General features: G+C 64.6%; 15 protein-coding genes. 5 read left to right on the forward strand and 10 right to left on the reverse strand.

Annotation, left to right across the window (positions count from 1 at the left end; genetic code table 11):
* Window positions 1–167 precede the first annotated feature (167 nt).
* Window positions 168–1,439: a phosphoribosylamine--glycine ligase gene (gene purD, locus FIU90_RS02610; protein ID WP_152433361.1), complete on the reverse strand. Its 1,272-nt coding sequence runs from the start codon at window positions 1,437–1,439 to the stop codon at window positions 168–170.
* Here purD and xseA point away from each other — a divergent pair.
* From xseA to FIU90_RS02630, 4 genes are read left to right on the forward strand one after another with little or no spacing between them, the layout of a single operon-like run.
* Entirely contained in the window at window positions 1,438–2,925 is a 1,488-nt protein-coding gene (gene xseA / locus FIU90_RS02615; protein ID WP_152433362.1) for an exodeoxyribonuclease VII large subunit, read from the forward strand. The two genes, purD and xseA, sit on opposite strands and share 2 nt — an antisense overlap.
* A gap of 24 nt (window positions 2,926–2,949) precedes the next feature.
* A complete protein-coding gene (locus tag FIU90_RS02620) occupies window positions 2,950–3,153 on the forward strand; it encodes a DUF2093 domain-containing protein (protein ID WP_152433363.1) in 204 nt (67 codons plus the stop codon).
* A gap of 4 nt (window positions 3,154–3,157) precedes the next feature.
* Window positions 3,158–4,060 carry a M23 family metallopeptidase gene (locus tag FIU90_RS02625; protein ID WP_234029600.1) on the forward strand — a complete coding sequence of 301 codons (903 nt, stop codon included), beginning with the start codon at window positions 3,158–3,160 and terminating at the stop codon, window positions 4,058–4,060.
* A gap of 1 nt (window position 4,061) precedes the next feature.
* The gene (locus FIU90_RS02630) at window positions 4,062–5,033 is read left to right on the forward strand and encodes an esterase-like activity of phytase family protein (RefSeq protein WP_172970164.1); all 972 of its coding nucleotides are present in this window, start codon (window positions 4,062–4,064) and stop codon (window positions 5,031–5,033) included.
* Window positions 5,034–5,108: 75 nt separating this feature from the next.
* On the opposite strand, the gene rpmB is transcribed toward FIU90_RS02630, so the two are convergent.
* Window positions 5,109–5,396, reverse strand: coding sequence for a 50S ribosomal protein L28 (gene rpmB, locus FIU90_RS02635; protein WP_152433365.1), 288 nt, complete (start codon window positions 5,394–5,396; stop codon window positions 5,109–5,111).
* Window positions 5,397–5,584: 188 nt separating this feature from the next.
* Between rpmB and FIU90_RS02640 the strand changes: the two genes are divergently transcribed.
* Window positions 5,585–6,013: a nucleoside deaminase gene (locus FIU90_RS02640; protein WP_152433366.1), complete on the forward strand. Its 429-nt coding sequence runs from the start codon at window positions 5,585–5,587 to the stop codon at window positions 6,011–6,013.
* Between the two features lie 6 nt (window positions 6,014–6,019).
* Here the strand turns inward: FIU90_RS02640 and FIU90_RS02645 are convergent, their stop codons facing one another.
* From FIU90_RS02645 to FIU90_RS02680, 8 genes are all read right to left on the reverse strand, one after another.
* Window positions 6,020–6,769: an STAS/SEC14 domain-containing protein gene (locus FIU90_RS02645; RefSeq protein WP_152433367.1), complete on the reverse strand. Its 750-nt coding sequence runs from the start codon at window positions 6,767–6,769 to the stop codon at window positions 6,020–6,022.
* Between the two features lie 56 nt (window positions 6,770–6,825).
* Entirely contained in the window at window positions 6,826–7,548 is a 723-nt protein-coding gene (locus FIU90_RS02650) for a ribonuclease T (RefSeq protein ID WP_234029601.1), read from the reverse strand.
* Window positions 7,532–7,939: a hypothetical protein gene (locus tag FIU90_RS02655; RefSeq protein WP_152433368.1), complete on the reverse strand. Its 408-nt coding sequence runs from the start codon at window positions 7,937–7,939 to the stop codon at window positions 7,532–7,534. The genes FIU90_RS02650 and FIU90_RS02655 overlap by 17 nt, the downstream gene beginning before the upstream one ends.
* Window positions 7,936–8,811, reverse strand: a complete 876-nt coding sequence (nadC, locus tag FIU90_RS02660) for a carboxylating nicotinate-nucleotide diphosphorylase (RefSeq protein ID WP_152433369.1) — start codon at window positions 8,809–8,811, stop codon at window positions 7,936–7,938. The genes FIU90_RS02655 and nadC overlap by 4 nt, the downstream gene beginning before the upstream one ends.
* Before the next feature lie 114 nt (window positions 8,812–8,925).
* Window positions 8,926–9,723, reverse strand: coding sequence for a LytTR family DNA-binding domain-containing protein (locus tag FIU90_RS02665; protein WP_152433370.1), 798 nt, complete (start codon window positions 9,721–9,723; stop codon window positions 8,926–8,928).
* Entirely contained in the window at window positions 9,720–10,952 is a 1,233-nt protein-coding gene (locus tag FIU90_RS02670) for a sensor histidine kinase (RefSeq protein WP_152435664.1), read from the reverse strand. The genes FIU90_RS02665 and FIU90_RS02670 overlap by 4 nt, the downstream gene beginning before the upstream one ends.
* 82 nt (window positions 10,953–11,034) lie before the next feature.
* Window positions 11,035–12,009: a hypothetical protein gene (locus FIU90_RS02675; protein WP_152433371.1), complete on the reverse strand. Its 975-nt coding sequence runs from the start codon at window positions 12,007–12,009 to the stop codon at window positions 11,035–11,037.
* Window positions 12,009–12,719 carry a DsbA family protein gene (locus FIU90_RS02680; RefSeq protein WP_152433372.1) on the reverse strand — a complete coding sequence of 237 codons (711 nt, stop codon included), beginning with the start codon at window positions 12,717–12,719 and terminating at the stop codon, window positions 12,009–12,011. The genes FIU90_RS02675 and FIU90_RS02680 overlap by 1 nt, the downstream gene beginning before the upstream one ends.
* Window positions 12,720–12,760: the final 41 nt, after the last annotated feature.

Genomic DNA, 12,760 nt, shown 5'->3' on the forward strand with positions numbered 1-12,760 from the left:
CGATCAAGTCGAATGTCCATCACAACAACTCTGAATGCAACACCGGCAACAATATTGAGCGCGAGAATTGGCGTTCCGGCACAGGCGGAAAGCCACTCTGCAGCGAATGCCGAAGTTTGTGATCAGTAATTCCAGAAATCGACCTGCGGGCCACTCGCGTCCGCAGGTCACCCCCTCTCGCGCTCGACCTCGCGCCAGCCGATGTCGCGGCGGCAGAAGCCGCTTGCAAAACCGATCCTCTCGACCGCTTCGTAGGCAGCGGCCTGCGCTTCGGTTACGTTCGCGCCCATCGCGGTCACGTTGAGCACGCGGCCTCCGTTGGCGACGAGTTGCCCGTCCTTGATCGCGGTGCCGGCGTGGAAGACTTTCGCGCCGCCTGCTTCGGCATCGCCCAAATCGATCGCGCCGCCTTTTTCGGGCGTGCCGGGATAACCCTTTGCCGCCATGACCACGGTGAGCGCGGTCTTGTCCGAGAATGCGCCCTCGACGCCCGCCAGCTCGCCCTTCGCGCAGGCGAGCATGATCTGAGCAAGATCGCTTTCGAGCCGCATCATCAGCACCTGGCATTCGGGATCGCCGAAGCGGCAATTGTATTCGATCAGCTTGGGGCCGTCCGTCGTCAGCATCAGGCCTGCATAGAGCACGCCCGAATAGGGTATCCCCTCGGCGCGCATCGTCTCGACCGTGGGGCGGATGATTTCATCCATGGTGCGCTGCTGCAGCTCCAGCGTGAGCACCGGGGCGGGCGAATAGGCGCCCATGCCGCCGGTGTTCGGCCCGACATCGCCCTCTCCCACGCGCTTGTGATCCTGCGCGGTGCCGAAGGGGAGGATGGTCTCGCCATCGGTGAGCGCGAAGAAGCTCGCCTCCTCGCCCTCGAGAAACTCCTCGATCACGACCTCAGCGCCCGCCGCGCCGAATTGCCCGCCGAACATGTCGGCAAGCGCGGCCTCGGCCTCCTCGCGGGTGGGAGCGATCACCACGCCCTTGCCCGCCGCAAGCCCGTCGGCCTTCAGCACATAGGGCGCATCGAACCGGTCGAGCGCGGCCTTGGCCTCGTCGAGAGAGGTCGTGCGGACATAGCCGCCGGTCGGGATATTGGCGCGGGCGCACAGATCCTTGGTGAAGCCCTTGGAACCTTCGAGCTGCGCTGCGGCTTTCGAGGGGCCGAAAACGGGGATTCCGGCGGCCCGCAGCGAATCGGCGAGGCCATCGACCAGCGGAGCCTCGGGGCCGATCACCACCAGTCCGATATCGTGCGCCTTGCAGAAATCGGCGACGCCCGCGTGGTCGGCTGCATCCACGCTGGCGATCTCGGCGCATTCGGCAATGCCCGGATTTCCGGGGGCGGCATACAGTTTCGTGGCGGACGGGGATTGCGCGAGCTTCCATGCCAGCGCATGTTCGCGCCCACCCGAACCCAGCAGCAGGATATTCATGGCTCGCGCCCCTTCCGATACCGACAATAACGGGCTGGTAGCGCGCGTCGCCGCGGGCGACAACGCCCAGCCGCTGACGATCACCGAGATTTCGAGCGCCCTGAAGCGCACGATCGAGGAACGGTTCGGCCATGTGCGTTTGCGCGGCGAATTGTCTGGGGTGAAGCGCGCTGCCTCGGGGCATCTCTATTGCGCGCTGAAGGACGAGAAGGCGGTGCTCGACGGGGTGATGTGGCGCGGAAACACCAATCGCCTCGCCTTCGTCCCCGAGGACGGGCTGGAGGTGATCGCGACCGGCAAGCTCACCACCTATGCGGGCCGTTCGAAATACCAGATCGTGATCGACCGGCTGGAGCTGGCGGGCGAGGGCGCGCTGCTGGCACTGCTCGAAAAAACGCGTGCGCGGCTGGAGGCCGAAGGGCTGTTCGCGCGCGAGCGCAAGCGCGCGCTGCCATTCCTGCCGCGCACGATCGGCGTGGTCACCTCGCCAACCGGATCGGTTATCCGCGACATCCTCCACCGGCTCGCCGACCGGTTTCCGAGCCACGTGCTCGTCTGGCCGGTTCTGGTGCAGGGGCAAGGCGCGGCCGAGCAGGTTGCAGGCGCGATCCGCGGCTTTTCCGAGCTTGCCGAAGGAGGCCCGGTGCCGCGTCCCGATGTCGTGATCATCGCACGCGGCGGCGGGTCGATTGAGGATCTGTGGAGTTTCAACGAGGAGGTCGTGGTTCGGGCCATTGCCGATTGTACCATTCCGGTGATTTCCGCCGTGGGTCACGAAACCGATACGACGCTGGCCGACTACGCTGCCGACCGCCGCGCGCCAACGCCCACTGCCGCTGCCGAGATCGCGGTGCCGGTCAAGGTCGATCTTGAAGCGACGCTCGCCGATTTCGCCGCCCGCCAGCGCCGCGCGGTCTATCGCCCTGTCGAACTCGGGCGCGAGCGGCTCGAGGCCCGGCTGCGGCGGTTGCCGAGGCCGGAAAACCTGCTCCAGCCGCAGGCGCAAAGGCTCGACGAGGCGGCCGAACGGCTGCGGCGCGGACTCACAGACCGGGCGGCGGCCGGGCGCGAGCGGCTGGTAGGGGTGGCTTCGCGGCTTTCTCCAACGATGCTGCAGCGTGCCCAAGCGGACGCCGCGCGAAGGCTCGCGCAGGCGCGGCTCGTCCCCGCACTGGTCGAACGACCGCTTGCGGCAAAGCGCGACCGGCTCGCCGCGCTCGCCCGGCTGGCCGAACAATTGCATCCCGAAAAACCGCTCGATCGCGGCTATGCGATCGTGCGCGATGCTTCGGGCAAGGCTCTGACCACCAAGGCGCAGGCCGAGCGTGAGGCCGCGCTTAAGCTCCAATTCAAGGACGATGTGCTTGATGTCGTTCCGAAAGGTGCGGGCTCACCCCCGCCTCCGCCCAAGCCCCGCCGCGCGGCGAAACCGAAATCAGGCCAGAAAGCCGGAATGGCCGCGCAGCAGGACGATTTGTTTGACTGAGGACGCGATGTTAAAGAGCCGCCCATGTTGATGTCATCCGGCGATAAAGCCGCCAAACTCTATTACGGCCCCTCGACCTTCCGCGTCCTGCGCCCCGGCCAGCATGTCTATTGCGCGGTGTCGGGCGAGGCGATTCCGCTCGAGGAACTGCGCTACTGGAGCGCCGAGCACCAGGAGGCCTACGCCTCGCCGGAAATCGCGACCAGACGCCTGCTCGGCGGGGTGTGAGCCGGTGGCCGCGCGCTGGTTTCCCTTCAGCCTGACCGGCGTTGCGCTCGCCGGGCTGGTGAGCTGCGCCAATGCCGATCCCGACAGCGCGGCGCCGAGCGCAGAGCCTGCCCCGGCGACAGCGTCGTCCTCGGGCACGGCAGCGGCGAAGAACACCGGATTTTCCTTCGAAGGCGAGCTTACGCAAGGCGGCTGGATCCGCGGGAAGGTGCCGCATGGCGCCCAGAGCGTGACTATCGGGGAGCGGCAACTCCACCTTTCCGATGACGGCACCTTTTTCGCCGCCTTCGACCGCGATAGCCCTTCCCGGCTGGAACTCGCCGCGCGGACCGGAGACGGGCAGGAACTGCGCAGGACGCTGTCCATCTCCCCGCGCCAATGGAATATCGAGCGGGTCAACGTCGCCAAGCGCAGCGGCGGTTCGAGCGAAGCGTGGTGGAAGAAGCGCGAGCCCGAATGGCTTGCGATCAAGGCCGCGCGCGAAAAGGATACCGGTGCTGAAGGGTGGAAGCAGGATTTCATCTGGCCGGTGAAGGGCCGCATTTCGGGCCGTTTCGGTCGCCAGCGCATCTATCGCGGCGAGCCGGGCAGCTACCATTCGGGTATCGACATCGCGCCCGGCAACGGCGTGCCCTTCGTCGCGCCCGCCGATGGCGTTGTGGTGCTCGCGCGGACCGGCTTCAGCCTCGAAGGCGGGATCATCATCGTCGACCATGGGGCAGGGCTCAACAGCGCCTTCATCCACCTGTCGAAGCTCGCGGTGAGCGAGGGCGATGCGGTGAAACAGGGGCAGGTGCTTGGCAATGTCGGCGCGAGCGGGCGGGCTACGGGTCCGCACCTCCACTGGAGCCTCAAGTGGAACGACGCGCGGATCGATCCGCTGCTTCTTGCCGGACCGATGGACTGAGATGGCGCGCAAACGCCGCGTGATAGCGGCGCTCGCACTTGTCGCCTTGTGCGCTCCGGGAACATTCCTGCGCAGCGATACCGGCTGGAAGCAGCCCGATGATCTGGCGCTCGTTCGAGTCGAGGGCGAAAGCGAAACCGTCGTGCCGGAATGGCAGGTAGCGGGCGTTTGGCGCTTTCGGGGCAAAGGCCTGCTGTTCGGCGGCTTTTCGGCGCTGGTAACCCTCCCCGACAATCGCCTGATGGCGTTCTCCGATCGCGGCGCGCGTTTCGTGTTCGAAGAACCCGGCACAGGCAATCCGGAGCGCGAGGTCGCTCGCCAGCCGCTCGGCGAAAGATCGGGCGGGGTCGTAGACGATATCGAGGCCGCGACCCGTGAACCCGGCACCGGTACCTACTGGCTCGCCTTCGAGCAGATCCATGCCATACACCGCTACTCCGCCGACCACGCACTGACAGGGACGCGATCGCTCGATGGACGCGCGCTCGGCTGGTCGGGCAATAGCGGGGCCGAGGCCTTTACCCGCCTCGCCGACGGCCGCTTCGCGATCCTGCCCGAAGGGGGGCGCACGGGCCTGATCTTCGCCGAGGATCCGGTCGAAGCGAACGGTCACGAAACCTTCGCTTACGAACCGCCCGTTGGCGGCCACGGCGCGACAGATATGGCGCAGCTGCCCGACGGGCGAGTGCTTCTGTTGCTGCGCAACGTCGATGTGGCCGGAGGCATTCCGCCGTTCGAAAGCAAGATCGCAATCGGTCCCGCGCCCGAGGGCGGAACGGAACAGCGGTGGGCACCTGCGATCACGCTTGACCTTGCTGGCGTGATTCCGCGCGAAAACTACGAGGGAATTGCGGTGCGCGAGGAAGAGGACGGGCGCGTTGCCGTTTGGCTGATCGCCGACGACAACCTCTCAATGCTTCAACGCACGCTGGTGGCAAAGCTGATCCTAGATCCTGTCGCGCTCGAGGAGTGACCTTCGTACAAACGCAAAAGGCGCGCGGAGGATACTCCGCACGCCTTTGAAGCGTTCAGGACTGTGCGAGCGCGCTTAGGCGTCTGCGACAGCTTTCTTGAGCTCGCGCTTCACCTTGAGCGCGCGCGGGGAAAGCTTTTCGTCCTTGGTCTTGAGCAGCCAGTTGTCGAGGCCGCCATTGTGTTCGACCGAACGCAGGCCCTGCGTCGAGACGCGGAACTTGAAGCTGCGGTCGAGCTTCTCGCTCAGCAGCGTGACATTCTGCAGGTTCGGCAGGAAGACGCGCTTCGTCTTGTTGTTGGCGTGGCTGACATTGTTGCCAACCTGGCGACCCTTGCCGGTCAGTTCGCAAATCCGCGACATGATATCTCTCGTTCGTTCACAGTGAGGGGCGGCCGGCGATTCGGCGGCCCAATTGTTCGGGTTATCCCGGAAAGCGGCGCGCATAGCGGGGGGTGGGCGAATCGTCAAGCAAGTTGCGCCGCTTGGCGAGCCTCGCTAGCGCCCCGGATATGGACCGCCAAAGCAAACAATGGCCTCTGCCGCAACCCATGAAGTTGGCGCTCGACGCCGCGCGCGAGGCTGCGGGTATGGGCGAGGTGCCTGTCGGGGCTGTCGTTGCGCGCGGCGAGGAGGTGCTGGCGATAGCCGCCAACGCCACCCGCACGCCGCCCGACCCGACCGGCCATGCCGAAATTCGCGCGCTTCGCATGGCGGCGGAGAAGCTGGGCGATGAACGCCTCACCGGATGCGATCTCTACGTGACGCTCGAACCCTGCGCGATGTGCGCGGGCGCAATCAGCCATGCACGGATTGCGCGGCTCTATTACGGCGCGAGCGACCCCAAGGGCGGCGCGGTCGAACATGGCGCGCGCGTTTTCGAGCAGGAGCAATGCCTCCACCGCCCCGAGGTCTATTCCGGCATGGGCGAGGCGCAAGCAGCGGAGTTATTGCGCGCGTTTTTCAGGGAGCGGCGGTGACGCCTCTCACCCCTCTAGCCACACGATCGCCTTGTCTTCCTCGTCCTCGTCGAAGGTCTTGATTTCAATCCCGACCAGGGGGCCGACGATTTCGGCAATGCGGTGGGTCCATGCGGGGCCGCCGACGATGGCATAGCGCTTGAGCTTGCGCATCAGGTCGAGTTTCCCGCGCATGATTTCGGGCGAAAGCATCGCGTCGGCATCGAAGCCGTGCCAGTTTTTGATCGCGATCATTAGCTTGTCGCAGGCCGGGTCTACGAGCTTTGCGCGCGCCAAAGCGACGCCGCGCTCGGATTCGGCGCGGTCGAGCCTGCCGGTCACTTCGAAAGCGGCGATGTCGGTCTTGCCGATATCGAGTTCGCGAAACGCGCCCTTGTGCGGGGTGTCGGCCTCTTCGAGCACCCATTTGCGCGCCGCCTCGGCCTCGTCCTCGTCATAGACGGCATAGGTGACGCCCGGCAGCATCGCGCTTTCGACCCGCGCGGCGGTGCGGACCCAGTCATCGTCCGAGACGATCGCGATCCTATCGAGGCCATAGACCCATTTGAGCAGCGTCGGGATATGCGCGAGTTCCACCGTCACCGCCGAAAGCGAAATGTCGCTTGCGGCGGTGAGGTCGATCAGGACATTGCCGCCGCCGCCTTCCTTGTTGCGCTCTTTTGCGAATTCGACGAGCCGCTCGGCATCGGCCTGGCGGAATTCGGCCATGACGGTGATGGAATATGCGTGGTCGGAGATTTTCTCGATGTTGATCATGCTCTCTCGCCTAGTTTCTCACCGGGCGGCGCACATTGATCTGCATCAAGTTCGGCTCACAATCCGCGCCAGATCTTCGCCCGCTGGCTGTCGCGCGCACCATAGCGTCTCGCGTCGCAGCGCGTGGGGCGGAAGCGCGCATTGTAGCATATCCGCAGTTCCTTCAGCCAGCCGCGCTCGTTGAGCTTCACGCCGACCGCGCTCGCCTCGATCCCGCGATTGGCATGGGCGAAGGCCTGCCGGATGCGGCCTGCGGTAAGGCCGTCCTCGCGGCTGATCCGGTCGAAATCGGGAATGCGATAGCTCTCCCACAGGATGCGCGTGACCTTGAAATAGGTTTCCGGCCTGCGGAAACGGCATGAGCCGTGCTTCGCCCATTGCCGCGCGACGAGGCGGGGTGAGGGCATCATGCACAGATTGGCGCGAACCTCGCGCGGGGTGAGCCTCGCGCGGGTGGAGCACCATTGCGGCCATTGCCCGCGCGGACCCTGCGGCCAGAAGCCGTGGACCACGAGCCCGAAGCGGCCATTGTCGCTCGAGCACTGCGTGCGATGCGAGCGATTGCCCTGCCGGGGCTTGCAGAATTCGGGGCTCCAGCTGAGCGCCATGGTGTAGCCCGTGACCGGCATCTCGCGGCGCGGCCCGTCGGGCGCGACCTGCGGGACACTCGAAACGCTCGGCATGCGGCATTGATAGGCCTGTGCCAAAGCAGTCGATGGCGCGGTGGCGGGCAGGGCAAACGCGGCGAGGGCGAGAAACGGGCTACCGGAAAGTTTCAAGGCTCTCCTGTCCTTCGATCCACAAAGAGCTCCGCTCGCTAAGCATCGCTGCGAGTCCGACCAGGATGCAAAGCGGCTCGATGATTGAGACCAAACTGGTCCCCAGCTCAATTCCGAATACGAACCCCGCCAGCCTGACAAGACCGAACGCCAGAACAACATATCGCGCACCTCCGCTCGCCAGCCAGTACACCCAGACAAGCGGGAAGAGCGCGATCGTGAACTCGGTGAAATGAGCAATGATCGCGGCATCGGAACCGGCACCATACAGGAGGTTGATCCAGTTTTGAGCACCGGAGAGGCCATTGGCCAAGCGCACAAGTCCGGCGAGCAGGAAGGCGAGCGCGAATAGATGGATCGTCCAGGGCCGCTTGCCCTTCTTGGCGGTCATAGCGGCGTGAAATCCAGCCCGACATCTGCCGCTGGCGCGCTTTGCGTGAGCCTGCCGACCGAGCAATAATCGACCCCGCTCGCCGCCTTCGCCGCGATGGTGTCGAGATTGATGCCGCCGCTCGCCTCGGTCGGGACGCGGCCGGCGACGATCTCGACCGCTTGCCGCAAGAGCTCGGGCGACATGTTGTCGAGCAGCAGGTGGTGCGCGCCCGCCTCAAGCGCGGGTTCGATCTGGTCGAGCCGGTCGATCTCGCAGATGATCGGCTTTACGCCTGCCTCCGCCGCGCGGCGCACCGCTTCGTGCACGCTGCCTGCAACCGCGACGTGGTTGTCCTTGATCATCGCCGCATCCCACAGCCCCATGCGGTGATTCTGCGCGCCGCCCATGCGGGTCGCGTATTTCTCGAGAACGCGAAGGCCGGGCAGCGTCTTGCGGGTGTCGAGCAGGGTGCAGGAGGGATTGCCGCCGGGGCCGCGCATGGCGAGCACATATTCCTGTGTCATGGTCGCGATGCCGGAAAGGTGCTGGACGATGTTCAATGCGCTGCGTTCGGCGGTGAGCATCGCGCGGGCATTGCCCTCGAGCCGCATCAGGTCGGCGCCGGCTGCGACCTTGTCGCCATCGTTGACGAGCGTTTCGATTGTCACGTCCGGATCGAGCGCGCGGAAGAACGCCTCAGCCAGCGGCAAACCGGCGACGACGATCGCATCGCGGCTGTCCATCACGCCGGAAAAGCGGGCATCGGCGGGGATCACGCTTGTCGAAGTCACGTCCTTCCCGCCGCCCTCGAGGCCAACGCCGAGATCCTCGTTCAGGGTTTCACGGACAAAGCGATCGAGGTCGAAGCCGGAGAGGGAGAAAACAGCCATCACCTACCCATAGACGGACCCGCGGGGTCCGCAAGGGCGACCGCCCGCCCGCAGCGGGCGCAGCTTTGCTGCGTAACTAGCGAGGACGAGCGCGCGGAGGTGCGCTCGCAAATATCAATGCACGAAACGCGCGACGACGTCGCGATAGGAGCGCGAGACTTTCACCTCCGCGCCGCTATCGAGCACGAGGAAACATTCGCCATTGGTGTGCGGCTTCACCTGCCGCACCTGGTCGAGATTGACGATCGTGCTGCGATGGACGCGCTGGAACTTGCGCGGGTCGAGCCGGCGTTCGAGGTCCTTCATCGTCTCGCGCAGGATCAGCGAATTGTCGCCGGTGTAGATGCACATGTAATCGCCCGCCGCCTCGATATGCTCGATCGATTCTACCTCGACCCGGAAAATCTGGCCGCGATCCTTGACGTTGATGAGCTTTTCGAAGCGATCGGAGCTCGCATCGCCTGCCTCGTTGAAATCGGCGGCGCGGTCTGGCGCGACCTCGGCCAGCACGTCGAGCAGTTGCTCGGCATCCTCGGCGGATTTCTTTTCGGCAAGGCGCTGGCGCACGCGCTCGATCGTGTCGGCCAGCTTGTCCTCGTCGACCGGCTTCATCAGGTAGTTGACTGCGTTGGCCTCGAACGCGCGGATCGCGTGCTCTTCGTAAGCCGTGACGAAAACGAACAGCGGCGGCTCGATCTCCATCACGCCTTTCACCACGGAGAAACCATCGAAACCGGGCATCTGGATGTCGAGGAAGACGAGATCGGGCTTCTCGGTCTTGATCTTGCGGATCGCTTCGCGGCCGTTCGAGCAAGTGTCGATCACCTCGATGTCTTCGAACGGTTCGAGGCGGACCTGGAGGCCCTGAATGGCGAGTTTCTCGTCATCGACGAGGATGGTGCGGATAGTCATGGTGTCGATCCAATGGCACGGGGTGGGTTCAAGTTTATCACATTATCGGCGGAGGGTTCAGGGGATGCGCTGTCCGGAGCGGTTGTGGCCTCGTTGTCGGCCTCCGGCTCCTCCGCGCTCGCCTCTTCATATGGGATCTCGATGAAGACTTTGAACCCGCCGCCCGGTTCGGAGCGGGTTTCGAACACGTGGTTGTCGCCATAGGCCTGCGTCAAACGGTTGCGGATATTGGCCAGACCCACACCGGTCGAGACGGGCTGGCCGAGGACGTCTCCGGACTGCTCGAACAGCGCCTGCTGGAGCGGGCCGTCGATGCCCGGTCCGCTATCCTCGACGCTAACCCTCAGCCGTCCGCCAGCGACATGCGCGGTCACCGAGATGCGCGCGCCTTCTTCCTGGGGGCTGACGGCATATTTGATCGCATTCTCGACCAGCGGCTGCAGAAGCATGGATGGAAGACATGCCTGCATCGCCTCCTCATCAATCTCGAAATGGGTGCGCAGGCGATCCTCGAACCGCATGCGCTCGATACCCAGGTAAAGCTGCAGGGTCTCGATCTCCTGCCCGAGCGTCACCTGGCTGCCCGGCTCGGCAATCAGCGTGTGGCGCAGGAAGCTCGAAAGCCGCGTGAGCATCGCATTGGCAGGCTCGGTCTGTTTCAGGAGCACCAGCGTGCTGATCGAATTCAGCGTGTTGAACAGGAAATGCGGATTGAGCTGATATCGCAGCATCGCAAGCTGCGCGGCCGTTGTCTGCGCTTCGAGACGCTCCAGCCGGTCGGCCTGCTGTTCGACAGTTAGGAAGTAATTGATTGCGAAATAGAGCGCGCTCCACGCACCGAGCAGCATCATCGGAATAAAGGATAGTGCAATGAAGCGCTGGGCGAACGTCGTTTCGCGTGTGCTTCCGTAATAGATCCCCTGCACCCAAGCGTCGATCGACGTGTGGAGGATCACTGCGCCGCCCAAGGCAAGTGCAGCCATGCTCCACATCACTATCGGCGGTCGGCTGATCAGTTGGCGATAAATCACCGAGAGCACGAGCGTGATTGAGAAGCCGGTGATGATGTTCACAAGGATCACCGCAAACAGGTCGAGCGGCTGGTTGTTGGCAATCGCGATCACTGCACGCATCAGGAATGCGCCGGCCCAGCCGCCAATCTGGAGATACCAGAATGCGCGATTCTTGCTCGAAAAGAACGGCGCTGGTTGGAACTTGAGCACGGGCATGATCACAGGATGTAGCCGATTTTTCGCGCGTTAGCAGGGGGATTCCTGAACGGTTGGCGCGCATGCGCGTCGGCTGGGCGTGCTAGAGGCCCTGTTCAGCGTCAATTTCGCGGGTGAAGTTAGTTGACCAGTCAGCTTTGTCGGAGGATTCCAACTGCGCGCGGATGGTGGCGAGTTCCGCTCGTGCCGCCTCGGCGCGGTCCTGCCATTTGGCGTGCGAACCCTTGATGAAGAGCACGCTGCCCGACGAGGGTTTGAATTTCTCGAAGAAGGTAACCGCGACCTCCGGATCGTATCCGGCATTGGCGAGCAGCCACGGCATCAACCGGTCGGCCTCGCGCTCCGTCGCGCGGACATGCGAGCGCTTGCGTCCGTTCCGATCGAGCCATTCGCGGTGCTTCAGGACATTGTGCGCAAGTTCGTGCGCGATGGCGGCGGCGAGCATGTCCTCGCTCATCGCGAAACCCTCGAACTCCGCGCCGATCACGACGCGCGAGCCATCGGCTACCGCGCGGCCCCCTTTCCCGGCGAGCTCAAAACGGGTGGCGCAGGCGAAAACCGGTGTGAGGTGGACGTATTCCCCGCCCGCAAACTCGATCCGCATCCGGCCTGCGCGGTCCAGCTCCTGCTCCAGCGCATCGTGAACGCGCTTCAGCCTCCGCCAGTCGAGCTTCTCGCCCGCCTCGATGGCGTTGGGGTCGGTCGCACCGATGAAGGTAACTTCGCGGTTGGGGCGAACCGCCTCGTTCTCTCCTGCGGGCGAACCATTCGCTGCAGTCTGCACTGCGAAATCGCGCTCAAGGCCCAAAGCCGCGCGCGCGATGTCGGGTCGGCCATAGCTCGCCATGTCCTGAAGCTGGAGGCCGGTTGCGGCAACCGTGTCGGAGCAGAATCCGGCATTGCCGCGCACGAGCTTCCAGCCGATATCCTGCAGCCTCTGGTCGAGTGCCTGAAATTGCTCGATTGCCGCGCGCTCAGCCACTAGGTCTGCGTCCGGTGGGCCAGCCCCCATCAAGGCCGGTGCGGCAAGAAGCAGCAAAGCGGCGTGGAAGCGCATCAGCCCAGCGGCGGCCCGGCTTTCTCGAGCGCTTCCTTCATCCGGTCATAGCCGACAAAGCCGTTCACCAGCGTGTCGCCTACGATCCATCCGGGCGTGCCGTTGAAGCCCAATTGCTGCGCAAGCTGGAAATTCTTCGCAAGTTCGACCGTCACCACGTCCGAAGCCGCGTCGGTGCGCGCGCGTTCGAGGTCTAGTCCGATCTGCTGCGCAGCCGCCACGGCGGTTTCGCTATTGGCCGGACCCAGCTTGAACATCGCTTCGTGGAATTCGACGTATTTGCCCTGCATCGCGGCGGCGAGCGCCATGCGCGCGGCGGCTTCCGACCCGTCGAACTGCGGAAGCTCGCGCAGCACGACCTTCAGGTCCGGGTCCTCAGCGATCAGGCGCGTCACATCGGGCAGACTCGCTTCGCAATAGGAGCAATTGTAGTCGGTGAACTCGACCAACACTTTCGAGCCTTCGGGGTTGCCCATCACTGCGCCGGGGAAGGGCATGTAGGCGGGCGAACCGACCTCGGCGAGCCGTTCCTGCGCCTGTTGCTGCTGGAGCGCGGCGAACATCTCTTCGAGGACGACCGGGTTTTCGAGCAGGTACGCACGCGTGCGATTGTCGGCGAGCCCCGACCATGACCACGTCGCAGCGCCGAGAAAGCCGAAAACGAGCGCGAGCAGCGCGGTGAGAAGCGAGTTGCGGAGAGCAGATGGCATCGGGTTGGCGGATCCTGCGATGGAGAGGTTGCGCGCGCGAC

Origin of the sequence: Erythrobacter sp. THAF29 (assembly GCF_009363635.1) — a bacterium.
Classification (GTDB): Bacteria; Pseudomonadota; Alphaproteobacteria; order Sphingomonadales; family Sphingomonadaceae; genus Erythrobacter.